This is a genomic window from Marinomonas maritima, assembly GCF_024435075.2.
GTDB lineage: Bacteria > Pseudomonadota > Gammaproteobacteria > Pseudomonadales > Marinomonadaceae > Marinomonas > Marinomonas maritima.
In genome coordinates this window covers 22,556-45,585 of sequence record NZ_JAMZEG020000003.1, presented here as the reverse complement: position 1 = coordinate 45,585, position 23,030 = coordinate 22,556, and the positions used below count along the sequence as shown (strand labels likewise).

The 23,030-nt window shown below is 42.0% G+C and carries 21 protein-coding genes; 18 read left to right on the top strand and 3 right to left on the bottom strand.

All coding sequences use genetic code 11. From position 1 onward, the window contains the following. Positions 1 to 781 precede the first annotated feature (781 nt). The 4 genes from M3I01_RS12265 to M3I01_RS12250 all read left to right on the top strand — a co-directional run bounded on the left by M3I01_RS12265 (position 782) and on the right by M3I01_RS12250 (position 3,650). Entirely contained in the window at positions 782 to 1,087 is a 306-nt protein-coding gene (locus tag M3I01_RS12265) for a hypothetical protein (RefSeq protein ID WP_255896177.1), read from the top strand. Between the two features lie 5 nt (positions 1,088 to 1,092). After that, positions 1,093 to 1,488: a hypothetical protein gene (locus tag M3I01_RS12260; RefSeq protein ID WP_255896176.1), complete on the top strand. Its 396-nt coding sequence runs from the start codon at positions 1,093 to 1,095 to the stop codon at positions 1,486 to 1,488. A 3-nt stretch (positions 1,489 to 1,491) separates the two neighbouring features. Next, positions 1,492 to 1,899, top strand: a complete 408-nt coding sequence (locus tag M3I01_RS12255) for a hypothetical protein (protein ID WP_255896175.1) — start codon at positions 1,492 to 1,494, stop codon at positions 1,897 to 1,899. Between the two features lie 164 nt (positions 1,900 to 2,063). Continuing rightward, a complete protein-coding gene (locus M3I01_RS12250; protein WP_275565102.1) occupies positions 2,064 to 3,650 on the top strand; it encodes an ABC-F family ATPase in 1,587 nt (528 codons plus the stop codon). 94 nt (positions 3,651 to 3,744) lie between these two features. Here the strand turns inward: M3I01_RS12250 and M3I01_RS12245 are convergent, their stop codons facing one another. Continuing rightward, positions 3,745 to 5,382: a methyl-accepting chemotaxis protein gene (locus M3I01_RS12245; protein WP_255896174.1), complete on the bottom strand. Its 1,638-nt coding sequence runs from the start codon at positions 5,380 to 5,382 to the stop codon at positions 3,745 to 3,747. A gap of 352 nt (positions 5,383 to 5,734) precedes the next feature. Here M3I01_RS12245 and M3I01_RS12240 point away from each other — a divergent pair, with 352 nt between their 5' ends. The 10 genes from M3I01_RS12240 to M3I01_RS12195 all read left to right on the top strand — a co-directional run bounded on the left by M3I01_RS12240 (position 5,735) and on the right by M3I01_RS12195 (position 17,377). Then, complete coding sequence (locus M3I01_RS12240; RefSeq protein WP_255896173.1) at positions 5,735 to 7,636, top strand: PhoX family protein; 1,902 nt, start codon at positions 5,735 to 5,737, stop codon at positions 7,634 to 7,636. 327 nt (positions 7,637 to 7,963) lie between these two features. Continuing rightward, positions 7,964 to 10,354: an EAL domain-containing protein gene (locus tag M3I01_RS12235; protein ID WP_255896172.1), complete on the top strand. Its 2,391-nt coding sequence runs from the start codon at positions 7,964 to 7,966 to the stop codon at positions 10,352 to 10,354. Positions 10,355 to 10,423: 69 nt separating this feature from the next. Next, positions 10,424 to 11,983 carry an FMN-binding glutamate synthase family protein gene (locus M3I01_RS12230; protein ID WP_275565101.1) on the top strand — a complete coding sequence of 520 codons (1,560 nt, stop codon included), beginning with the start codon at positions 10,424 to 10,426 and terminating at the stop codon, positions 11,981 to 11,983. A 169-nt stretch (positions 11,984 to 12,152) separates the two neighbouring features. Continuing rightward, the gene (locus M3I01_RS12225) at positions 12,153 to 12,566 is read left to right on the top strand and encodes a VOC family protein (protein WP_255896171.1); all 414 of its coding nucleotides are present in this window, start codon (positions 12,153 to 12,155) and stop codon (positions 12,564 to 12,566) included. Further along, positions 12,563 to 13,498 carry a 2-hydroxyacid dehydrogenase gene (locus M3I01_RS12220; protein ID WP_255896170.1) on the top strand — a complete coding sequence of 312 codons (936 nt, stop codon included), beginning with the start codon at positions 12,563 to 12,565 and terminating at the stop codon, positions 13,496 to 13,498. The genes M3I01_RS12225 and M3I01_RS12220 overlap by 4 nt, the downstream gene beginning before the upstream one ends. Before the next feature lie 57 nt (positions 13,499 to 13,555). Next, a complete protein-coding gene (locus M3I01_RS12215; protein ID WP_255896169.1) occupies positions 13,556 to 13,906 on the top strand; it encodes a 5-carboxymethyl-2-hydroxymuconate Delta-isomerase in 351 nt (116 codons plus the stop codon). A gap of 37 nt (positions 13,907 to 13,943) precedes the next feature. Further along, positions 13,944 to 14,933: a phospholipase A gene (locus M3I01_RS12210; protein ID WP_255896168.1), complete on the top strand. Its 990-nt coding sequence runs from the start codon at positions 13,944 to 13,946 to the stop codon at positions 14,931 to 14,933. 107 nt (positions 14,934 to 15,040) lie between these two features. Continuing rightward, on the top strand, positions 15,041 to 15,613 hold the full coding sequence (locus M3I01_RS12205; RefSeq protein WP_255896167.1) for a hypothetical protein: 573 nt from the start codon (positions 15,041 to 15,043) through the stop codon (positions 15,611 to 15,613). 160 nt (positions 15,614 to 15,773) lie between these two features. Then, the gene (locus M3I01_RS12200) at positions 15,774 to 16,289 is read left to right on the top strand and encodes a phosphatase PAP2 family protein (RefSeq protein WP_255896166.1); all 516 of its coding nucleotides are present in this window, start codon (positions 15,774 to 15,776) and stop codon (positions 16,287 to 16,289) included. After that, positions 16,286 to 17,377 (top strand): MJ1255/VC2487 family glycosyltransferase, encoded by a 1,092-nt coding sequence (locus M3I01_RS12195; protein WP_255896165.1) that lies wholly within the window; start codon positions 16,286 to 16,288, stop codon positions 17,375 to 17,377. Before M3I01_RS12200 ends, M3I01_RS12195 begins: the two co-directional genes overlap by 4 nt. A gap of 46 nt (positions 17,378 to 17,423) precedes the next feature. Here M3I01_RS12195 and M3I01_RS12190 read toward each other — a convergent pair whose 3' ends face one another. After that, entirely contained in the window at positions 17,424 to 18,347 is a 924-nt protein-coding gene (locus tag M3I01_RS12190) for a dienelactone hydrolase family protein (protein ID WP_255896164.1), read from the bottom strand. A gap of 226 nt (positions 18,348 to 18,573) precedes the next feature. Between M3I01_RS12190 and folM the strand changes: the two genes are divergently transcribed. From folM to M3I01_RS12170, 4 genes are all read left to right on the top strand, one after another. Further along, on the top strand, positions 18,574 to 19,296 hold the full coding sequence (folM, locus tag M3I01_RS12185; RefSeq protein ID WP_255896163.1) for a dihydromonapterin reductase: 723 nt from the start codon (positions 18,574 to 18,576) through the stop codon (positions 19,294 to 19,296). 71 nt (positions 19,297 to 19,367) lie between these two features. Continuing rightward, positions 19,368 to 20,051 carry a GTP cyclohydrolase I FolE gene (folE, locus tag M3I01_RS12180; protein WP_255896162.1) on the top strand — a complete coding sequence of 228 codons (684 nt, stop codon included), beginning with the start codon at positions 19,368 to 19,370 and terminating at the stop codon, positions 20,049 to 20,051. Between the two features lie 128 nt (positions 20,052 to 20,179). Further along, the gene (locus M3I01_RS12175; protein ID WP_112141725.1) at positions 20,180 to 20,455 is read left to right on the top strand and encodes a hypothetical protein; all 276 of its coding nucleotides are present in this window, start codon (positions 20,180 to 20,182) and stop codon (positions 20,453 to 20,455) included. An 83-nt stretch (positions 20,456 to 20,538) separates the two neighbouring features. After that, a complete protein-coding gene (locus M3I01_RS12170) occupies positions 20,539 to 21,714 on the top strand; it encodes an MFS transporter (RefSeq protein ID WP_255896161.1) in 1,176 nt (391 codons plus the stop codon). Between the two features lie 18 nt (positions 21,715 to 21,732). Here M3I01_RS12170 and M3I01_RS12165 read toward each other — a convergent pair whose 3' ends face one another. Further along, positions 21,733 to 22,944, bottom strand: coding sequence for an MFS transporter (locus tag M3I01_RS12165; protein WP_255896160.1), 1,212 nt, complete (start codon positions 22,942 to 22,944; stop codon positions 21,733 to 21,735). Positions 22,945 to 23,030: the final 86 nt, after the last annotated feature.

The following is a 23,030-nucleotide window of genomic DNA, read 5'->3' as shown; positions in this document are numbered from 1 at the left end:
TGCTGGAGGCTATCTACTTGGACATTACATGCTTTTATTTGTGGTCGACTGGCGGTGCTCAATGAAGTCTTATTACGATTACTTTAGTAAAATAAGGCTACAAAGCCGAGATGTTTAAGTATTCTCCAGCAGGCTTAGCGTCCGTCTTACTATTGGGAAAGTTGTTGTTCATGGCTTCTTGGTCGTCGTTAGAAGAGGTGATTGCGCTGTCACGCCAGTGGTCTATTTAAACTAAACACATGCATTCCTTAAATTGCGTTGTTTGTTGCACGAGAAGGTACGTTTTGTCTCAATTAAGCACCACTCGTCAAGAAGATCAACGATTATTCGAATAATGGGGAAAGGGTGTTTCTTTAGAAAAGGCTGGACGCTTGGGTTGATATTAAAAAGTGGTGACGACGCTTATCTTTGAATAAAGCAGTTAGAAAACCATGAGAAGGTTTATGAATCGATTTGCATATTGTCTAACTGTTTTTGTGCAAAAAAGGTTCTCTTTTTTAAAGATCGACCATATAAAAAGGAAAGTGGGCACGTTTCTCTGTGCAAATTTGACGACCAAAATATAACCCAGTAGGCTAGATAGCAAGGTAGAAATTAAACCTTTTGTTTTGTTATTTTTTCTCGATGATATTTGAGATATCGCCTTAAGAGAAATACAGAAGTAAGAAGGTTTATATTTTTACTCGATCCAGATCATGTATTCGTTGTTTTTTGTCGCACTTCGGACTTGAATTCGAGGGGTGTTGAGAAATCAGTTCATTATTTAGAAGGAGAATAAAGAATGGCTACCGGAATCAAAAACACGACCCAATCAAAAGCTCATGAAAAAGTAGATAGTGCAGCTGAAGTTGCCCATAAAGGGGTAGACAGCGCGGCTGAAATGAAAGAAAAAAGCCAAGAGCGTATCGAGGAAGTGGCTCATCAAATTAGCGAGCAAGCCCATAAAATCGCGGAAACAGCGAAAAGCCAATCAGAAAAAGTATCTTCTGCTGTGGGTGAATATGCTAAAGAACACCCCGTCAAAACCATCGGTATCGCCTTTTTAGCGGGTGCATTAGCGGCCAGTTTCTTGTGCAAGCGTAAATAAACTTCATGGAAACACCACCGCATTCAGACTCGCAACCGAAGACCGACTCATCCGATGAGACGTCGGCTTTTGATGAGGTTATCCTCTCACACAAAAGTTGGTTGAAGAGCGTATTAGGGTTAGGAGCACTAGAAGCTAAAATGTGGGTGACTTCGAGCGCCCAGCTCCTTGCCTTAATGTGCGGTGTTATTTTCTTGTTACTCACTACGTGGTTGTTGCTTATTGCCACAGCGGCTGCCATTGCTTGGAGCTATGGCTTTTCACTGATGGGTATTTTATTGAGTGCCACTTTGGTGACTTTTGCCAGTGCGGCCGTCTTGCTCTATTTGGTTGGAATTACATTGAAAAACATGAATTTCACCCACACGTTGGACGCCATTATTCCAACGGAAGAGGAATAAGTAATGTTTGGTCTTAAGCGTATGCATAGACAACGAAAACACTTGTACGAACGCACACAGCGACTGGAAAACCGTGCCAAACTATCTCGTGAAAATGCTATAGATGACGTTCTAAATAAAGCGACCAGTCCAGCAGGGTTGATTGCAAGCTTTGTTTTAGGCGCGAGCACGCAACTGGATATTACAAAGAAAATTCGGAAGAGCCTATTAAATGGTGCCAGCCGAGATGTGTTGAGTTTTTTATCGAGTCAAGTCATGGCTTACATGGCTACAGAGCCTCCAAAAACGCCGATGAAAGAGGAGAATGTCTCTGTCGATCGGCCTCCAACAATGCCTGTTCAAGATCCAACAATGCCTATTGAAGAAGACACGGATCAGCAACCGGTGAAGGAAACTATCCCGCGCTATTAAGGCGTGTTCTTCTCTAATATAGTTGTTTATTCAAAAAACATCGCTTAGTCCTCGACTTTAGTGCAGTAAGCCACTATATTCGCCCCCCTTTGTGTTTATATTTTGTACGCTGATCAGGCAACAAGTGTAAACGGCTTTCTATTCTTTTTTTTCAGGACTTTCTTTTGATTTCCACGGCTAATATCACCATGCAATTTGGCGCAACGCCACTGTTTGAAAACATCTCAGCGAAATTCGGTAACGGTAATCGTTATGGCCTTATTGGCGCCAACGGTTGTGGTAAGTCTACGTTTATGAAAATTCTCAGTGGGGCGTTGACACCCACTTCTGGAAACGTCTCTATTACACCGGGTGAAAAAGTCGGTACCTTGAGTCAGGATCAGTTCGCTTTCGAAGAATACTCTGTTGTTGATGCCGTGATTATGGGCGATGTGGCGCTGTGGAAAATTAAACAAGAGCGTGATGCGATTTACTCCAAGCCAGAAATGAGTGAAGAAGACGGTATGCGCGCCGGTGAGCTTGAAGCAGAATTCGCTGAAATGGATGGCTATAGTGCAGAAAGTCGCGCAGGTGACATTTTATTAGAGGCCGGAATTGAAGAAGATTATCACTTTGGTCTAATGAGCCAAGTGGCGCCAGGTTGGAAACTTCGAGTATTACTTGCGCAAGCCTTGTTTGCTAATCCAGATATTTTGCTGCTAGACGAACCAACCAACAACTTGGATATCCATACCATCAACTGGTTGGCTGGTGTATTGAATCAGCGTAAATGCACCATGATTATCATTTCCCATGACCGTCACTTTTTGAACTCTGTGTGTACGCACATGGCGGACATCGATTTTGGTGAGTTGCGTATTTACCCAGGCAACTACGAATATTTTATGGAAGCCTCATCTTTGATTCGAGAGCAATTGCTGACAGAGAATGCAAAGAAAAGCGCTGAAATGGACGATTTGCAAGCGTTCGTCAATCGCTTCTCTGCCAATGCATCGAAAGCGAAGCAAGCCAGCTCTCGTGCGAAGAAATTAGATAAAATCGAATTGTCAGAAGTGAAACAGTCAAGCCGTATGACGCCATCACTTAATTTCAAACAAGATAAAAAGCTCCACCGTCAGGCGTTAATTCTTGAAGAATTGGGTCACGGCTATGAAGACGAATTGTTGTTTACCAACGGCAGTATCATTCTTGATGCAGGTGCGCGACTGGCGATTATCGGTGAGAATGGCGCAGGTAAAACGACGTTCCTTCGCTGCTTGATGAACGAATTAGAGGCCAAACAGGGCGAAATCAAATGGGCAGAAAATGCTGTTATTGGTTATTGCCCGCAGGACAGTACTGAAGATTTTAATTCTGATCTGACTTTGTTTGATTGGATGTCAAAATGGCGTACGGTAAAACATGATGACTTAAAAGTTCGCGCTATGCTGGGTCGTTTATTATTTACGGCCGATGACTTTAATAAAAAAGTCCGAGTTTGCTCTGGTGGCGAGAAAAACCGTCTATTGTTTGGTAAGTTAATGATGATGGACTTAAACGTTCTTATCATGGACGAGCCAACCAACCACATGGATATGGAAGCAATTGAAGCTCTTAACAATGCTTTGATCGACTTTGATGGCACCTTAATTTTCGTCAGCCACGATAGAGCGTTTGTCTCATCGTTGGCAAATCGAGTGATTGAAATCAAAGATCAACAAATTATTGATTTCCAAGGTACTTACGATGAATATCTCGCTCATCAAGCCTAATTTTATTTAGATGCAAGTATTTAAAAACCGCTTACTGAATATCAGCAAGCGGTTTTTTTGTTTTAAGTCTTTCTAAATGCAATGTAAACGCAAATTACAGTTTAAAAATAGACATGATTTCTTGGGTGTCTTTGGCTGTTTTTGCTAAAGATTCACTGGTCGCGCTGTTTTGTTGAACCTGCAAGCCTGCTTGGGCGGAGAGTTCTGAGACCTTTTGATTTAAATTATTAAGCTGTTGCACCGCTTCGCTTTGCATGGTGACACTTTGAATAACTTTATTACTAGCTCTGTTTATTTCATCTACTGATAGGGAGATATCTTGTAGGTATTGTGTAGATAGAGTGATCTCTTCCGTGGTTTTTTGTGATTGCTGATGGCTAGCGGTGATACGAGCTTCGGCTTCTTTTGCTCCACTTTGAAGCTTACTGATCATGTTTTGAATTTCATCGGTAGATGCTTGAGTTCGACTTGCCAAGCCGCGTACTTCGTCTGCTACAACGGCAAACCCTCTTCCTTGCTCACCTGCTCTGGCCGCTTCTATCGCTGCGTTGAGGGCTAATAAGTTAGTTTGTTCAGCAATAGCACTAATGACGTCTAGTACCGAGCCTATGGTTTGTGACTGTTCTGCTAGTTGTACAACGGTGTTTAGACCCGCTTCGAGATCCTCAGAGAGCTTTTCAAGAGATTCTACCGTTTGTTTAATAGAGACTTGTCCCGTTTGTGTTTTTTCTGCCGTTATTTGTGCAGAGGTAAGAGTGGACTGAGTGCCTTCAATGACTTCATTTTTAAACGTATCAACTTCTTTGATGGTTTCTGCCATTTCCGCAAACATGCCTTCACGTTGTTGTGTGATCGTTTGTGTTTTTGCTGCAACGGATTTTAATTCTTGGCTTTTGCTTTCAACTTCTTTATTAAGGGATACCGCTTTAGTTAAGGTTTTTGAAAGGCGTTCTACAAAAGTATTGTAATAAATTGCAATTTCGGTCAATTGATCTTTGCCTGACTCTGGTAGACGTGTTTTTAAGTCGCCATCGCCGGCTGAAATATTGTGCAAGGCGGTTTGTATTTGACCAATGGGTAAGAGAATTGAACGTACAATTAAAAAGGATATAAGCAGAGATATTAATATGATAATAGCACTGACTGTGCCTAGTTTAATGGCTTCTTGTTTGAATTGAGAATCCACATCATCTAAATAAATTCCGGAACCGATGATCCATCCCCAAGGCTTAAAACCTTGTACATAGGAAATTTTCTCTACTGGTTTTTCGCTGCCAGGCTTTGGCCACAAATAGTCAACGAACCCCGCTTCTTTCGCTTTGACGACCTTCACGAACTCTGAAAAGAATTTTTTGCCATTTGTGTCTTCTAGATTGGTAAGGTCTTTTCCATCTAATGCCGGTTTGACCGAGTGCATGACCATGATGGCATTATAGTCATTAATCCAAAAATACTCTGATTCTGCGTAACGAATGTCTTTAATGGTCTCCATTGCATGACGTTGGGCGTCGGCCTTAGTAAGCTCGCCAGATTGTTGAAGTTTGTAATAGTGTTTAAGGACACCTGTTGCTGTTTCAATAACATGCTTCGTTTGAGAATATTTTTCATCAAGAAGAGATTGTTTATTGACCGTGAGAGTTAAATAAATGACCAGTAATAGTCCTAGAGAAAAGAAAAAAACCAAGCTGGTTAGGCGTAGGTTAATGGGGATTTTGCGAAGCGTATTGATCATTGAGCCGTCCTCGATAGGTATGTTTAGTTTTATAATATCTAAGGGAGATTTAAAAAATGTTACTCCTGTTTTAGTCACCATACTCTGAGAGTCGCTGCAAACATGCCTGTTTGATGATTTTCCTTTTCTAAAATTGCGTTCATATGCGTTTGGTGTTGCTAATTTTCCGCATTTAATGCTTACCCTTTCAGCAATATAACCATAATGCTAAGCCTCTGTCATTTCTATGTAATCTTTTGCCTATAAATTGATGATCAACTTTCTTTTGCAGGGGAAGGTCATTCTTGATCACTTTCTTTAATTGGATTAGTCGCCAATTGGGGAGAATATATTTAATAGTAGGGGCAGTATTATGAAAATTAAACAAATGAATCATATGAGTTTTGATGAATTAGATGAAATTTCGCGACCTGCGCCACGCGTCGTAGAGTTCGAAGAAGTGGCCAATAAAATGGTTTCTCGCCGTGGTTTTTTGGGCAGTGGCGTGGCTGTTGGTGCAGGCGCATTTGTGATGGGCTCTACTGCATTATCAGCAGGAAAAGCATTGGCGGCTGGTACAGACGAGTCACGTCTTGCGTTTAAGATGGTCAAGGCAAATGGTCTTGATACTATAACGGTGCCTGAAGGCTATAAGTGGGAAGTGGTTGTTTCTTGGGGTGACCCATTGTTCAGTAATGCCCCAGCGTTAGATACTACAACAGGTGGTACAGGCGCTTCTCAAGAGTTGGCTTTTGGTGATCATAATGATGGTATGGCTTTTTTCTCGAAAGATGGCAAGCAGATCATGGCCATTAACAACGAATACACCGATGGAAAAACGCTTCATGCGAATCGGGCTAATGGTATGCCTGAAACAGCAGACGACGTTCGTAAAAACAAAGCGGCGCATGGTGTCTCTATTGTGGAAGTGGCTCAACGAGGTGGTAACTGGGGAATTGTTCAAGACTCTCTATATAATCGCCGAATTACCGCTGACACAGAAATGGACATTACCGGCCCAGCGCGAGGCCATAAATGGATGCAGACGTCAGAAGATCCTAAAGGCTTAGTTGCCAAAGGTACTTGGAATAACTGTGGTAATGGACAAACGCCATGGGGTACATATCTTACTTGCGAAGAAAACTTCAATGGCTACTTCACTGCCAATGATAAAAATTACAAAATGCCTGAAGCGTTTAAACGTTACGGCCTTAGCACAGAAGGGCGCTACAATTGGGCGATGAGTGATGCGCGTTTTGATTTAATCAAAGAGCCCAATGAGCCAAACCGTTTTGGTTATGTGGTTGAGATTGATCCGTTAGACCCAACCTCTCGTCCAAAAAAGCGTACAGCACTGGGTCGTTTTAAACACGAAAATGCAGAATTGACCATCGCTTCAAATGGCCATGTTGTGGTCTATCTTGGCGATGACGAACGGGGTGAATTTTTGTATCGTTTTGTGTCTAAGCATAAGTATTTAGCGGGAGGTAATAATCGCGACTTACTGGAAGAAGGGACATTGTTTGTTGCCAAATTCCACGATAACAATCGTGGTGAATGGCTCGCTTTAACACCAAAAACAACAGGGATGACAGACGCTGAAATTTCGATTCATACTCGAATGGCTGCCTCTAAAGTGGGGGCGACAACGATGGATCGCCCTGAGTGGGTGGCAGCAAACCCAAATAAAGCGGAAGTCTTCTGTGCTTTGACGAACAATAAAAATCGTGGTGTAAAACCGAATGCGGGTGGTGATGCAACTCCCCCAAGTGGCCCTAATCCTCGAGTGGAAAATAATTTTGGTCAGATCGTTCGTTGGATTCCGATGAACGAAGACCACACCAGCAGTGAGTTTAAGTGGAATTTGTTTGTACTCGCGGGCAATCCAGCGGTTTATGACGATGCTAATGCGGGCTCTCAAAACATCAACCAAGATAATATGTTTAACTCGCCAGATGGTCTGAAATTCGACTCTAAAGGATTATTGTGGATTCAAACAGACGGTAATTATTCAAATGTCAAAGGGTTTCAGGGTCAAGGTAATAATCAGATGTTGGTTGGCGACCCAGAAACCGGTGAAATTCGTCGTTTCTTAGTTGGGCCAAAGGAGTGTGAAATTACAGGGTCTGCTTGGAACGCTGAACGAACTACTATGTTTATTAGTGTTCAACACCCTGGCGAGAAAGGAAATTCTCATTGGCCTGACGGCGGACAGTCTGTTCCTCGCTCTAGTGTCGTTGCGATTTCTCGTAAAGATGGCGCAGTAATAGGCTAAGCGTTTTCAGCGATGAAAAAACCAGTATTCATACTGGTTTTTTATTGCGCGTAGGTTCTTTGAATAATGCTTAGTTACCTGAGTCGACCCTTTTTATTTCTAATCGTATTATGTTCCATGACTTATATCATTAAGTGTATAAAGTTTACTTATGGCATCCTTGCTTCATTATAGATAAAATGTCAGTCTTAGTTTTCTTGGGCAAAGGTACATAACTTATTTTTTCTTTATAATTTATATGTTTACTTCGATCATCCTAGTTAGTTTTCTATTATAGGGGGGTAGGTAGAGTGCCTCGCAGGACATGAAAAATTTAAGTGAGTAGTAATGGGCGTCGTACTTTCTAAATCACTATTTATAAAACAAGCGGTTTTAACCTTAGCGCTCGCGATTGTTTTAAGTTTGGTCAGTAGCGGCATTCAATTTATTGATGGTATTCGATATCAGAAGCAACAGATAGATCAAGACTTTGATGAATTGCTGGCTGTTGTCGAAAAACCACTGTCTGAGGCTGTTTTCCGGCTAGACATTACTTTTGCTCAACACCAGATTGATAGTTTGCTGCTGAGTTCCTCTATTGCCCATGTAGAAGTTCGAGACGAGGCTGGAGTGTTGTTTGTGCAAGCAACTGCTGCAAAACATCATTTTTCCGCTTCCCATTCATTGGCTGATTATTTTTTACCTGACTTGCAGAATTATAAGCGGGAATTGCGCTTAGAAAGGCCACTTTTTCAAGCTGGGTATTTGCTAGTCTTGCCAGAGAAGCGTTATTTGCTCGATAAAATATTTAAAGAGCAACTTTCCATATTGATTTATAATCTGTTCAAAGATGTTTTATTGGCCTCTTTGATTTCATTGGTCTTCTACTTTTTAGTGACACACCCTTTAAAGCGTTTGACGGAATCCTTGTCGACGGTAGGCTACAATGAAAAGCTACCTTTACCAAAATCATTTTATCGACGCCATAAATCGGATGAATTAGGACATTTGCATTCCACTTTCTCTTTACTTTGGAACAAATTAAATACGGCGCTTAGTGATTTGGAGCGCAGTGATAGTCATACAAAAGCGATGATAGAGCATGCGGCAGATGGTATTTTGTTGTTGGATGAAAACAATAAAATAACGCTGGTTAATACCGCAGCGGAATTCATGTTGAAAATGAAAAGTGAGACACTTAAATCTCTTTCTTTGGAAACCTTGCATGCCTCTTCATCTTGGGGCGTATTTTCAGAAGCTTTGAATTCACTTCAAATAGACGCTCCTCGTACTGTTGAAACGCTTTATCAAATACAAAATATTGAATTGCCTGTCGAAATACGGTTAGCAAAGTACAAAATACAAGACAAAGTAGAAGTTTTGATGCTTATTCGTGATGTTTCTGAACGCAAAGAAACAGAAGCACATATCCATTATTTGGCGTATTACGATTCAGTCACAAACCTCCCCAACCGTCAATATTTAGCGGATAAACTGCGTGAAACGCTACAGCGTAAGCAGCCAATTCCAAGTTCTTCTGCCGTTGTTTTTATGGACCTCGATAGGTTCAAGACGATTAATGATTCGCTTGGTCATAATGTAGGTGATCAGCTGCTGTGTTGTGTGGCGTCACAACTATCTGCTCTTATTGAGGAAAATGTTGTTTTTGCTCGGATGGGCGGCGATGAGTTCGCTTTTTTATTAACTAATTTAGGCGACAATAAAAAGCAAGTTGAACTCGTTATAAACGGGTTCGCTGAAAGTATTATGTTTGCGTGCCAACAAGTTAAAAAAGCAGGTCACCATGAGGTGCATATAACGGCGAGTCTAGGTGCCACTATATTTGATGATTCTGAATGCTCTGAAGAAATTATTTTAAAACAAGCAGATACTGCATTGTATCGAGCAAAAGAGTGTGGACGTAATACCTTTGCCTTGTATAAAAAAGAAATGCAGGCCGTTTCCGATGCGCGTCTTGAGATGGAAAAAGCGCTTCATCATGCAACAGAATTTAAGTTATTTGAATTGTATTATCAGCCGCAAATTAACGATCAAAACGAGTTAATTGGTGCTGAGGCGCTAATCCGTTGGAAGGATGATAAAAAAGGCTTTATTTCTCCCGCTGAATTTATTCCTGTGGCAGAAGAAATTGGGCTCATTGTCGAGATTGGTGATTGGGTTTTGAATGAAGCCTTATCGCAAGTAGCAGTTTGGTTGAAAGAGGGGAAGTGGCAAGTATCTTGGCGTATTTCTATTAATGTAAGCCCCATTCAGTTTCAACAAGCGGGCTTTCTACCTATGTTAAAAGCGCAATTACAAAAGCATGATGTCCCTGCATGTTGTGTTGATCTTGAGATTACGGAAAATATGCTATTGAACGATCTTGCTTCTAGTTTAGAGAAAATGAATGCCATAAAAAGCTTAGGCGTTTACCTTTCAATTGATGACTTTGGCACTGGTTACTCTTCTCTTAAATATTTAAAATTATTACCAATAGACAGATTGAAAATCGATCAATCTTTCGTGCGTGATTTATTAACAGATAAAAGCGATGAGGCGATTGTTCATGCTGTTATTGCGATGGCCAAAGCCCTTAATATCGAAGTGCTTGCGGAAGGGGTAGAAACACTTTCGCATTACGACCGGTTACGTGAAATAAACTGCTTTTGTTATCAAGGATATTACTTTGGACATCCCTTGCCGCCAGATAAGTTCGTCGCTGCATTTGTTCATGATTAAACCACGTTGAAGCCTAGTTTTTAGCGTACTATAACGAGCTGATTTATCATTTAACCTTAAGGGCTAGACATGGACTTTTTGTCATCATTAGCAACGCTAACCATTCATTGGGGCGCATTGTTGTTTGTGTTCTTACTCTTTCTCACCTTAATTTCTGTTGCGGTAATGTATTGGGTCGATTCACATCAAACCACTCATACCATAAGACGGAACTATCCCGTTGTTGGCCGCTTTCGTTATCTTTTTGAACATCTAGGTGAGTTTTTTCGCCAATATTTTTTCGCAATGGATCGAGAAGAAAGACCGTTTGATCGAGCTGAACGGTCATGGGCCTATCGTGCCGCTAAAAAAGTAGATACCACCATTGCCTTTGGTTCTACTCGCTCTCTTGAAACACCGGGAGACATTTTCTTTTTAAATTGTGCTTTTCCAACCTTGGATGAAGACGCGGCTCAGCCCAAAGAAGTTTGTATTGGCGAACACACCGCAAAAATACCGTACCGAACACAATCTGTTGTTAATATTTCAGGAATGAGCTTCGGTGCGTTGTCTAAGCCCGCGGTTCAAGCCTTATCAAAAGGGGCCCGTAAAGCGGGTATTTGGATGAACACAGGTGAGGGTGGATTATCGCCTTATCATCTTGAAGGCGGTTGTGATCTTGTTTTTCAGATTGGTACTGCTAAATACGGTGTACGAAATCATCAAGGGCATTTAGATGACACAAAATTGGTGAGCCTTGCTAATCATGAAAATGTGCGAATGTTCGAAATTAAAATGAGTCAGGGGGCTAAGCCTGGTAAAGGTGGAATGCTCCCCGGTGCAAAAGTGACAGAAGAAATTGCGCATACTCGTGGGATTCCTGTTGGTCATGACTCCATTAGTCCAAATGGTCATCCAGATATAAAATCCATCGACGACTTATTAAATATGATCCACCATGTTCGACAAGTCACGTCTAAGCCCGTTGGCTTCAAAATGGTGGTGGGCGACCTAAAATTTTTTGAAACTCTATGTGAGTTAGTGCATAAAAAAGGCATCGATTATTGTCCAGATTTTATCACTATCGACAGTTCTGATGGCGGAACAGGCGCGGCACCCCAGCCGTTAATGGATTATGTTGGCATGCAATTACGTGAAAGCTTACCGACTGTCGTAAACATTGTGACGTCTTATGGCTTGCGTCGTTATATCAAAATCATTGCATCAGGCAAGTTGATTGTGCCGGGCAAAGCGGCTTGGGCGTTGAGCGCGGGCGCAGACTTTGTAGTGACCGCACGAGGATTCTTGTTTTCGCTTGGTTGCATTCAAGCGTTGCAATGCAATAAAAATACCTGTCCGACTGGGATTACGACACACAACCCTGATTTACAACGGGGTTTAGTGGCGGCTGAAAAATCTGAACGGGTGGCGAATTACGCAGCAGAGTTATTGCATGGTATTGGCATGATTGCACACTCTTGTGGCGTTAAAGAGCCAAGAGAACTGACTCGCTCTCATGTACGTATTATTGAAAATCAAAGTCGTTCTAATCTATTTTCAGACATAAACCCAATACCGAACGTCCGACCTGAGTTTATTAATATGACTGAGTTCCAAGAAACGGTGAGCATGGAAGATCGTTTACAGTAAAAAAGTATTATAGCGATAGTAACGTGCAATGGTTCCGGTTGGCCAAAAGCATTTTTTATCGTCATTTTTGCTCCTAATGCTAAGTATATAGCTCCACGAGAGTACCTCGTATTTACTTTTAGTCTGCGTGCTGTATTTTTTAACCTCATAATTGCTGTTAGGAGTCCTTATGTCTGCTTTATTTCATTACGCTTTTCATGTCACCTCTTTAGAAGAAACTCGCCTTTTTTATACACAAGTTTTAGGTTGTGTAGAGGGGCGAAGTACCGAAACGTGGATCGATTTTGATTTTTATGGTCATCAGTTGTCTTTGCATCTGGGAGTACCAAGCCCAACGACGAAGACAGGTCGAGTAGGTGATCATCTAGTTTCTATGCCACATTTTGGTTTGATTTTGCCTCTGGATGAGTGGCAAAAAGTAGCCAAACGTCTAACCGAAGCTAATGTAGCGTTTGACCTTGCTCCGAGTGTTCGCTTTGAAGGCTTGCCTGGTGAGCAATGGACGATGTTCTTCAAAGACCCAAGTGGCAATGCCATTGAGTTAAAAGGCTTTAAAAACCTATCTCAGGTGTACGAAAAATGATTCCTTTTGTGAGTCGTATTGATCCGCTTGAACAAGATGCTTGGATTAAAACCTTATCGGTCGCCATGCCCGATGAAGTTATATTACCTTTTTCTGATTTGACGGCAGCACAAAAACAGCTGTGCGATGTGGCTATTGTCGCCAACCCTGATCCTCAAGACCTACTAGCACTCCCCGCTTTAAAGTGGGTTCACAGTATGTGGGCGGGGGTTGAACGTATGATGAATGAGTTATCTTCACCGCCTTTTTCAATTGTGCGATTGATTGATCCGGATTTGGCGAAAACCATGTCGGAAGCGGTGCTTGCTTGGACGCTATTTCTTCATCGTGATATGCCTGCGTATGCCAAACAACAAGCTAGTCAGTCATGGCTGCAGCGACCTATGGTTCGCGCGCAAGACCGTCGAATTGGTGTGTTGGGGCTGGGGGAGTTGGGTAAAGTGAGTGCTCAACGTTTGGCGCAGAATGGTTTCTCTGTATCGGGATGGAGCCGGAATGCTAAACAAGTAGACGGCATAACGTGCTTTCATGGTGAAGGTGGGCTGACGTCGTTATTAGATCAAAGTGACATACTGGTGTGTCTGTTGCCTTTGACAATGGAAACGAAAGGTTTGTTGAATCAACAAGCCTTATCGCGACTGCCAGAGGGTGCAAGTCTGATTAACTTTGCTCGGGGGCCTATTATTGACGATGAAGCGTTACTTGTGATGCTTGATGAAAATCATATATATCATGCGGTGTTGGATGTTTTCGAGCAGGAACCATTGCCAGTCGATCATTCATATTGGCACAACGCTTCTGTGACGGTCTTGCCACATATTTCGGCGCCAACTCATCCAGTGAGTGCTAGTGATATAGTTGCAAGTAATATAAGAAACTTCCGATTAACGGGTGATATACCTCCTGCTGTCGATCCTGTTCGGGGTTATTGATTCTAGTGCTAAGTGCGCTGTAATTTGTGCGTAAAACTATAAAAAATGGAGCCTGCTATGCCTCATTGTATTCTTGAATACAGTCAAAATTTAGAACAAGAAGTACCACCAGTTGACATACTGGAAGCGATAAAAGGAGCTTGTATTGCATCCGCTATTTTTTCGGCGGAAGACATTAAACTTCGTAGTTTTCCCTATAAAAGCTTCATAACGGGTGGGCAAGAAGATGCTTTTATACATGTGACATTGAGAATGTTGTCTGGGCGCACTTCTGAGCAAAAAAATCGGCTTTCTCATTTAGTTTTAGAGTCGTTAACAAAATTTTCATTAAAAGATGTTAGTTTTTCAGTTGAAGTGTGTGATATGGATCGTGATACCTACGCTAAAAAAGTGGTTCATTCTGAATAGTCATGGCAAATACTCTCGTCAAAAAAGGTTTTACATAATGAAAGTTATCATGTGCTCAATGTTGTTTCTTCCAAGTTTGCTTTGGGCTCAAGTTGAATCTTCTGAAGTAGACGATAGGTCAAAGGCGGAGGCTGATAACGTGCTCGTTGCGGTGGAGGAAAAGGATGAGCCTTACTCACCTGAAGAGCCAGAAGTGCCAGAATCGATTGCAAAACGTGCTAAAGAGGCCAATGGGTTATTTCAACAGAGGGAAGACAGAGAAACGGCCACGGTAAATAATCCGTTTGTTATGACACCTCATAAGCCGAATTATTTTTTACCGTTTGCGTATACCTCCAATCCAAATGATCGTGCTTTTTTAGGTGAAGACAGTGACTCGGAAAGTTTGCAAAGCGTTGAATTTAAATTTCAACTGAGTGTGAAGTTCCCCGTTGCTTATGACGTAGTTGGGCGAAATAGCAGTTTATGGTTTGCCTATACTCAGCAAGCCTATTGGCAGGCATATAACAGCAATATTTCTGCGCCTTTTCGTGATACCAATCATGAACCTGAAGTCTTTATCGTTACGAAGCCGAAACATGGCTTTTTGGGCATTAAACCGGAATACGTTTCATACGGCTTTAATCACCAATCTAATGGCCAGTCTGGGGATTTATCACGCTCTTGGAATCGATTCTATGTAGATTTTTTGTTTGAGGCAGGTGATACCGCATTCTCTTTTAAGCCTTGGTATCGAATTTCTGAAAGTTCAAAAGTAGATGACAATCCTAATATCGAAAAGTATTTCGGTTATGGAGAGTTGAATGTGATACATGTTATTGATGACTACAGCATTGATATCATGCTGCGAAATAACCTTAAGTCGTCTGATAATAGGGGCGCACTTCAGGTTGGTTTTAATTTTCCCCTATGGGGAAAAACACGTGGTTACATCCAATATTTTAATGGTTATGGACAATCTCTATTGGACTACAACCATCAAACACAATCACTTGGTATCGGGATTATGCTGACTAACTGGCTGTAGTTCGAAGGCTTTATCGTGTCCATAGAATTTATAGTGTCATTAAATTGTCATTATTTCGTCATTTTTTGCTTTTAAGGTGGGTATCAATCTAACTTAGGAGCTACACCATGAAATTGACATTTTTACCTGTTGTAACAAGTTTAGTCGCGCTTACATTACTAACCGCCTGTGGTGGTGAAATGGTTAAAAAAGATGAGGCAAAGCCGATGGCTGAAGCTGCGTCTTTGAATAACGAAGACTTGTACGAGGTTCATCATGATGGACGGATTTATATTTTTGATGATCGTGCTGTCTATGAAGAATTTCTACAAGTTGGCGAAACTTCATATCGCAAAGTTCGTATTGGTGCAGGCCCAAAGGGTGAAACGATTGTATTTGGTTTAACGAATGCGGATAAAAAGAAAATGTCGGGCATTGCCTCAGTTGATATGTACGATGGTGCATTAGACGCGGCGACACCTTTTTATGGTGAAATGCGAATAGATGGCCGAATTTATGTTTTTGGGTCCTTACAAGAAATGAATAGCGCGCGGATTGTTGGTGAAGTGCCTCTGCGTTATACGGATATCGGATCTGGGCCAAAAGGCGAGACCGTTGTGTATGCTTTGAACAGCAGCAATAAAAAAGTTAAGCCTGAAGCGATGATTGCGTTGTTTCATAAAATGAATGATATGAAGTAATTAATTTGGTTAAAATTTAAAAAATGCCTCGTCATTACGAGGTATTTTTTTGTCTGCGTTTTACCGTGTAAGGGTGTCATTAAGTTGTCATCTAAGTGCCACGGAACTGACATTTTACTGGTCTATGTTGAAAGTAAGACAAAATCAGTGAGGTGACAAAATGAATATACTCCAAAACATTCATGCATTTGATGTACAGACTTTTTATTGGTGTATGGCACGCAAACATAGAGCTAAGTTAACCCAGATAGGGCGCGCTATATCGTTTTCAGCGGATGGCCCTATGTATGCTTTGGTTGCTGCACTGGTTTGGCTGGCAGGATTTGAGACATTAGTTTGTGTATTAGCCTTTGGTTTTTTGATTGAGCGCGCCGTATATTTTATTTTAAAGCGAGGTTTTAAGCGTCATCGTCCTGCCGATGCGTTAGATGACTTCAGTAGTTTTATTATTCCATCTGATCAATTCTCTTTTCCTTCAGGCCATACATCAGGCGCATTTTTTATTGCGTTCTGTTTGAGTGAGTGGTTTCCAAGCTTGAATGTGATGTTGTATTTCTGGGCTGCTAATGTCGCTTTATCGCGTATCTTTCTAGGTGTGCATTTTCCTACGGATACGGTGATTGGTGCTTTATTAGGCAGCGCTTGCGCTGCAGTGGCAATAGGCGTTTTAGTATGAAAATTCTTTATGGCGTTCAAGGTACCGGTAATGGTCATATTACCCGAGCAAGAGCCATGGCGGCAGAAATGTATGCAGCAGGCTTTAGGGTGGACTTTGTGTTCTCCGGTCGTCCACCGGAAGACTATTTTGATATGGCGGTATTTGGCGACTATCGAACGTTTCAAGGCTTAAGTTTTGTGGCCCGAAATGGACAGTTAGATCTGTATGCAACCTGCAAGAATGCGCATTTTTTTATGCTGTATCGAGACATTCGGGCACTGGATACGAGAGGTTATGATTTAGTCATCACTGATTTTGAGCCTATTGTTGCATGGGCTGCTAAACGTCAGGGTGTGCCTTGTATTGGTTTTGGTCATCAATATGCGTTTAAATATGATATTCCGCGTTATAAAAAGAATTTTATTGCACAATGGATTATGTCGAATTTTGCACCGGCGGATACGCAACTAGGCGCTCATTGGCATCACTTTGGTTATCCTATTCTACCTCCTCTTATTCATGCTCAAGAAATGAAAAATATCACTGATCCTGATCAAGTATTGGTCTATCTACCTTTTGAGAACAGTGAGGCGGTACTAGATTGGCTTGATGGCGTTCCTAACTATCATTTTCGCTTTCACTGTAAAGACATTGAACCCGGTATTTATGGCAATGTTGAAGTATTTCCATTTGGACGAGAGTTGTTTCAAAAAAATTTAAGCGAATGCGAATCTGTGTTGTGTAATGCCGGGTTTGAGTTGAATTCAGAGGCATTACAACTGGGTCGACGCATTTTAGCGAAACCGTTAAAAGGGCAAATAGAGCAGCATTCCAATGCCATTGCGTTGGATTTGTTGGGGATTGCCAAAACGAGTGACGTTTTGAATTCGAAGATTATTCAAGATTGGTTGGAAACGAGCCGTGTGGTTCAAATTTCTTATCCAAATGTTGCCCGAGTTGTGGTGGCTTGGCTACAGTCGAATAATGATACGAGTGTGGAGGATTTGTGTGAGTCGTTGTGGCAGCAAACTCCGAATGTGCGCGGAATCGACTTTAAATACAATAAAGACACTTCTGAGAACAACGAAAAAAGCGTTACGGCTTAATATTCTGGCCGTAGCGCTTGTTCATAACATCTCGCTTCATGTTTTATTAGGCGTTTAATGTCTTATTAAAGAATTGAATCGTACGCTCCCAGGCCAGCTCCGCATTTTTTTCTTGGTAACGTGCGGTCGAATCATTATGAAAACCATGGTTTGCGGTAGGGTAAACATAAGCGGTGTAATCGACTTGGTTTGCTTTGAGCTCTTTTTCGTAATCTGGCCAAGAATCATTCACACGTTTATCCAACTCAGCAAAGTGCAGCTGTAATGGTGCTTTTATTTTGTCTATGTTGGATTTTGCTGGTGTGCCGTAATAAGGCGCACCGGCTTGAATGGTGTCCGGCATATTCGCCACCAATGAATTGGTTAAATAACCACCAAAGCAAAACCCCACCATGCCAACTTTTCCTGTGCTAAATGAATGATTTTTTAGCAAGGTTGCGGCGTCCATGAAGTCCCCTTCGATTTTATTACCGTCTAGTGTTTTCTGCATGGCGCGGCCTTCGTCATCGTTTCCAGGATAACCGCCTAACGGGAAAAGCGCATCCGGCGCAAAAGCGATAAATCCCGCTTTGGCAAGACGTCGAGCCACATCTTCAATATAAGGGTTAAGGCCACGGTTTTCGTGGGCGACAAGCACGGCTGGTGCTTTATTATTTATGTCGACGCCTTTTGGTACGACCAAATAACCACGTCCTTTACCATGGCCGTTTGGTGAATCAAACTCTACATAGCTAGCTGTAATTTCAGGGTCATTAAAGGAGACTTGTTCTGCAAGCGCATAGTCTGGCGTTAATGCGCCAGCGACTACAGAAAGAGTGAGTCCCGTAACGCTGAGTGTGCCAAGCCGAGACAAAAAAGTTCGGCGATCAATGTCGCCATGAGCGTACTCGTCGTACCAATCAAAAGCTTCTTGAGGGATATTCTTGCTGGATGGCATGCTTGGGGTCGATTTAGCTGTCGGTAAGGTCATCACAATTCCTTCTTTGTCGGGTTGATTTGTATGAGTAGCGCATTGTTTAGAACTTATTAATGAAAAGTGGTTCAATGGATACGTGTGAAAAAAGACATTAGATGACATAGATTGATCTTTTTTTTACAAACATACGTAACTAAATTTAGCAGAAATAAAATATAGGCCTTTGTTAGGTTGTTTTTTCATCTGCTTAATGAAGATAACTCAGTAGGAACGGATACTAATGATGCGTAAAATGCCAATTATTATCACTGGCGGAGCTCAGCGTCTTGGTCTTGCCTGTGCAAAGTCATTGGTCACGCAAGGGTATTGCGTGATTATTACTTATCGTCGTGAACGAAAAGACATCGCAGAGCTAGAAGCGCAGGGTATCACGTGCGTTCAAGCCGATTTTTCAAGCAGTGCCGGTGTCGATGCCTTTATTGAAAAAATACAGCATCAATATTCGGCATTGGGTGGCATAATTCATAATGCATCTGAATGGGAGTCCGAAGAAAGTGCCTTGGACACGGCGTTTTTAATGGAAAAAATGTGGCAAGTGCATGTATTTGCACCCTATCGTATAAATCTCGCCTTCGAAAGATTATTATGTGCAGGATCTAAGCTCGATGGGCAAGCAGACATCATTCACATGACGGATTATGTGGTGGAAAAAGGCAGTGATAAACACATCGCCTATGCTTCTAGTAAAGCAGGTTTGGCAAACTTAACGTGTTCATTTGCCAAGCGTTTCGCTCCTCAAATAAAAGTCAATGCGATCGCGCCGTCACTGTTAATGTTTAACGACAGTGATGACGAGGAATACCGTCATAAGGCATTGAGTAAGTCTCTGCTGCAAAAAGAGCCAGGAGAGCAAGAAGGGGTGCTAGCGGTGCAGTACATACTAGACAGCCGCTATATGACAGGTCGAACCTTGTCACTTGATGGAGGCCGGCATTTGGTTTAACTCGCCAAATAAGACTTCTCTTTTAACGCCTCCATGTCATGAGACAGGGTTAAGCAACTTAGGACAAAGATATGAACGCTAACATAGCTCTACAAACCAATTTAAATCGCCTTGTGTTGTCTGATGAGGCTATTAAAGTACGTGATACCTTAATCAAAAGTGGTTTAGAAACCCCTATGATTGATAATGGTCTGACAAGCGAAGAAAAGTATCAGCGTATTAAAAGCTCATTTGAAGAAATTGTGACGACATTGGGGCTCGATTTGACCGATGATAGCTTGGCAGAAACGCCACATCGTATTGCTAAAATGTACGTTAAGGAGATCTTCTCAGGCCTAGACTACGCTCAGTTTCCAAAAATCACTGTGATTGAAAACAAGATGAAAGTGGATGAAATGGTAAAAGTGAGCGACATTAGCTTTACCAGTACATGTGAACATCATTTTGTGACAATCGATGGACTAGCAAAAGTTGCTTACCTGCCAAAAACAAAGATTATCGGCTTGTCGAAAATCAATCGTATCGTGCGATTTTTTGCCCAGCGTCCGCAAGTACAAGAACGCCTGACTCAGCAGATTTTAGTGACATTGCAAGCGTTGCTAGAAACCGACAATGTGGCGGTCAGTATCAGTGCTGTGCATTATTGTGTAAAAGCCCGAGGTGTTATGGATGCAAGTTCTTCTACTCAAACAACCGCACTGGGTGGTTTGTTTAAACGCAGCGATAAAACGCGTGGTGAATTCCTTGCAAGGTAGATTTTTAGATAAAAGTACGTTTGTTTAGTTTGATAAAAAGAGCCCTATGTTCAAGGCTCTTTTTTTATGCCATGAAATCAGGCAAAGTGACGCAGCGTATAGAATTATTTGGCTTTGAGGCTTTTACTATGACAGATAAAAAAACAGTGTGGTTTCCAGCAAAAAAAAATGGGTGGGGATGGGGGAAACCAACGGCGTGGCAAGGTTGGTTTGTACAAATGCTTTATTTATTTACCGTTGGTTTTATCAGTTTTTCGGTTGATCCAAAAATTGAGCTTTTAAAATGGATTTTACTGGTCTCTATCAGCACGCTTATTCTGCTCGTTGTTTATTATGTGAAGGGCGACGCACCTAGTTGGAAATGGAAACCGATTGAAAAAGAAAAACGTAGACTGTTCAAATGAAGAAAAATTAAGTGGATTTAAAGATTTTATTCATCGGTTAAATACGCTCAAATAGCAAAAAAAATATGGATAAGGGTTTGTGAATGCGCACATCAGGTGTGTTGTTGTTTATTGCGTATCTAGGTTTCATTAGTCTGGGCTTACCCGATGCGGCTCATGGGATTAATTGGCCGTTTGTGCGTACGGAATTTTCTGTTCCAATAGGGTGGTTAGGTTTAGTCATTGCTGGTGGCGGCGTTGGTTATTTAGTGTCGAGTTTTTCTGTTGGCTATCTGCTGTCTCGCTTTGGTGTTGGCTGGCTGTTGGTAGTGAGTAGCCTATTGGTCAGCTTTGGTTTATTTGGCTTTTACTTCAGCTCTACCTTTATTATTTTTGTCCTATTTGCAATTGTCATTGGTATGGGATCTGGTGCGATTGATGCTGGATTGAACGCGTACGCCGCAGAACATTTTTCTGCCAAGCACATGAATTGGTTACATGCCGCTTTTGGTGTTGGTGCTACCGCCGGCCCTATTATTGTTACCACTGTGCTGGTTAGTTTTTCTCAAAATTGGCGTTTAGGCTATGCGACTCTCGCGGTGATACTGTTTGTTATGGCGATGGTGTTTTTGTTCAGCCGACACCTATGGGAAAGTGATAAGCATGCCCCAAAAAAATCAGAGGAAGGTCTTGATGAGGTAGTGGTGGTTTCCCAACGTCAGGCACTTAAACATCCAATTATTCGTTTCCAAATCGTATTTTTTTTCTTGTACTCTGGGGTGGAAGTCGGCGTTGGACAATGGGCATTTACGGTGATGACAGAGTCTCGTGGTATTTCATTAGCCAGTGCTGGTACATGGGTGGCGATTTATTGGGGGGCCTTAGCGTTTGGTCGGGCCGTATTTGGTTTCTTAGTAGAGCGCTTTCCGGTCGATCAACTCTTACGTCTTTGTTTGGCGGGCGTGGTATTAGGCGCTTTGTCATTCGCTATCAATATCTCACCCTATACCAGCTATCTAGGTCTGATTATAATGGGTTTTAGTGCAGCACCTATTTTCCCTTGTATGATTTCTCAAACCGCCATCCGTGTCGGTAAAAGATATTCAGCTCATGCTATTGGTTTTCAAATGAGCGCCGCCGTCATTGGAGCCATGACCTTGCCATTTTTCAGTGGTTTGATTGGTGGGCATTATGGTTTAACCGCGTTGAGCATGACTTTTTTGCTTTATGCACTTTTGCTGTTTGGTCTTTTTCAACGTATTTTAAAACGAGAAGATTAGATTTTTTGGATCTGCGGATTAATCGTTTTCCTTGCCTAAGGCTTCTCTTTTTAGTAAATCTGGAAATAAATACATCCATATTCCGACAACCGCGATGGTTCCAACACCACCAAGCACAATGGCCGGAATGACACCAAACCAAGCTGCTGTTACGCCCGATTCAAACTCCCCTAACTGATTTGAACTGCCAATGAAGACAGAGTTAGCCGCACTGACCCGACCGCGCATTTCATCGGGTGTTTCTAATTGAACAAGCGTCGAACGAATCACCACGCTGATCATGTCTGAAGAGCCTAATAAAATAAGGGCAAACATAGAAAGAATTAAGCTGTCTGATAAACCAAATAAAATGGTAGCAACACCAAAAATAGCCACTGCCGCAAACATTATTTTTCCAACACTGTGCGTTAAAGGGTGACGGGCTAAATAAATAGACATCAATAACGCTCCCAGAGCTGGCGCACAGCGTAATAACCCTAATCCCCAAGGGTCAGTGTGTAGAATGTCTTTTGCGACAATAGGTAAGAGCGCCGTTGCGCCGCCTAATAAAACGGCGAACATATCCAATGACACAGACCCCAGTATGACCTTATTCCCGCGTATAAAAGTTAATCCACCAAGTAGATGTCCTATATCGATGGGTGACTTACTTTTTACGCTAAAGTTATATCTCAAAAAGAACATGATGGCGCAAGAGATTAAGAAACAACTCAAGCTTGATAAATACAGTGTTGATGGGCCTAACAGATAAATTAAACCGCCTAGAGCGGGACCTGCTATGACAGATATCTCTCGTGCCGACGCGATGGCGCTAATGGCACGAGACAATAATTCACTGGGAATAAGATTAGGTAAAATGGCTTGATTGGCTGGCATTTCAAATGCTCTAGCGGTACCTAATAAGGCGGCACAGGTGTAAATCATACTGGCTGAAATGGTTGCGCTTATGTTGCCGTAGGCAAGAATGCCAACGGTCATTGCCATCGCTAATCGGGTGCAAACACAAATAAGACGGCGGTTATAGCGATCGGCGACGTGCCCTACCACTAAGGTTAATAATAGCTGGGGTAGAAACTGGCAAAGTCCCACGAGCCCAAGTGCCATTGGACTGTTGGTTAAATCATACATTTGCCAACCAATACCAACACTGAGCATTTGAAAGGCAAAAGACGATGCAATTTGTCCAATCCAATAATGGACAAAATTTGGGTGTTGAAAAAGAGGTTGCATGGTTTCCTATGGTACTTTGAAAATCAAACTTTCTGTTGAGGTCAAGTAGACTTTATTGTTTAAAGTGACAGGTTGTTGCCCATAAT

What these genes read in the sequence shown, in the direction of transcription:
- M3I01_RS12265 (WP_255896177.1), top strand. Translation starts at nt 782, where the DNA reads ATGGCTACCGGAATCAAAAACACGACCCAATCAAAAGCTCATGAAAAA.
- M3I01_RS12260 (WP_255896176.1), top strand. Translation starts at nt 1,093, where the DNA reads ATGGAAACACCACCGCATTCAGACTCGCAACCGAAGACCGACTCATCC.
- M3I01_RS12255 (WP_255896175.1), top strand. Translation starts at nt 1,492, where the DNA reads ATGTTTGGTCTTAAGCGTATGCATAGACAACGAAAACACTTGTACGAA.
- M3I01_RS12245 (WP_255896174.1), bottom strand. Translation starts at nt 5,382, where the DNA reads ATGATCAATACGCTTCGCAAAATCCCCATTAACCTACGCCTAACCAGC.
- M3I01_RS12240 (WP_255896173.1), top strand. Translation starts at nt 5,735, where the DNA reads ATGAAAATTAAACAAATGAATCATATGAGTTTTGATGAATTAGATGAA.
- M3I01_RS12235 (WP_255896172.1), top strand. Translation starts at nt 7,964, where the DNA reads ATGGGCGTCGTACTTTCTAAATCACTATTTATAAAACAAGCGGTTTTA.
- M3I01_RS12230 (WP_275565101.1), top strand. Translation starts at nt 10,424, where the DNA reads ATGGACTTTTTGTCATCATTAGCAACGCTAACCATTCATTGGGGCGCA.
- M3I01_RS12225 (WP_255896171.1), top strand. Translation starts at nt 12,153, where the DNA reads ATGTCTGCTTTATTTCATTACGCTTTTCATGTCACCTCTTTAGAAGAA.
- M3I01_RS12220 (WP_255896170.1), top strand. Translation starts at nt 12,563, where the DNA reads ATGATTCCTTTTGTGAGTCGTATTGATCCGCTTGAACAAGATGCTTGG.
- M3I01_RS12215 (WP_255896169.1), top strand. Translation starts at nt 13,556, where the DNA reads ATGCCTCATTGTATTCTTGAATACAGTCAAAATTTAGAACAAGAAGTA.
- M3I01_RS12210 (WP_255896168.1), top strand. Translation starts at nt 13,944, where the DNA reads ATGAAAGTTATCATGTGCTCAATGTTGTTTCTTCCAAGTTTGCTTTGG.
- M3I01_RS12205 (WP_255896167.1), top strand. Translation starts at nt 15,041, where the DNA reads ATGAAATTGACATTTTTACCTGTTGTAACAAGTTTAGTCGCGCTTACA.
- M3I01_RS12200 (WP_255896166.1), top strand. Translation starts at nt 15,774, where the DNA reads ATGAATATACTCCAAAACATTCATGCATTTGATGTACAGACTTTTTAT.
- M3I01_RS12195 (WP_255896165.1), top strand. Translation starts at nt 16,286, where the DNA reads ATGAAAATTCTTTATGGCGTTCAAGGTACCGGTAATGGTCATATTACC.
- M3I01_RS12190 (WP_255896164.1), bottom strand. Translation starts at nt 18,347, where the DNA reads ATGACCTTACCGACAGCTAAATCGACCCCAAGCATGCCATCCAGCAAG.
- folM (WP_255896163.1), top strand. Translation starts at nt 18,574, where the DNA reads ATGATGCGTAAAATGCCAATTATTATCACTGGCGGAGCTCAGCGTCTT.
- folE (WP_255896162.1), top strand. Translation starts at nt 19,368, where the DNA reads ATGAACGCTAACATAGCTCTACAAACCAATTTAAATCGCCTTGTGTTG.
- M3I01_RS12175 (WP_112141725.1), top strand. Translation starts at nt 20,180, where the DNA reads ATGACAGATAAAAAAACAGTGTGGTTTCCAGCAAAAAAAAATGGGTGG.
- M3I01_RS12170 (WP_255896161.1), top strand. Translation starts at nt 20,539, where the DNA reads ATGCGCACATCAGGTGTGTTGTTGTTTATTGCGTATCTAGGTTTCATT.
- M3I01_RS12165 (WP_255896160.1), bottom strand. Translation starts at nt 22,944, where the DNA reads ATGCAACCTCTTTTTCAACACCCAAATTTTGTCCATTATTGGATTGGA.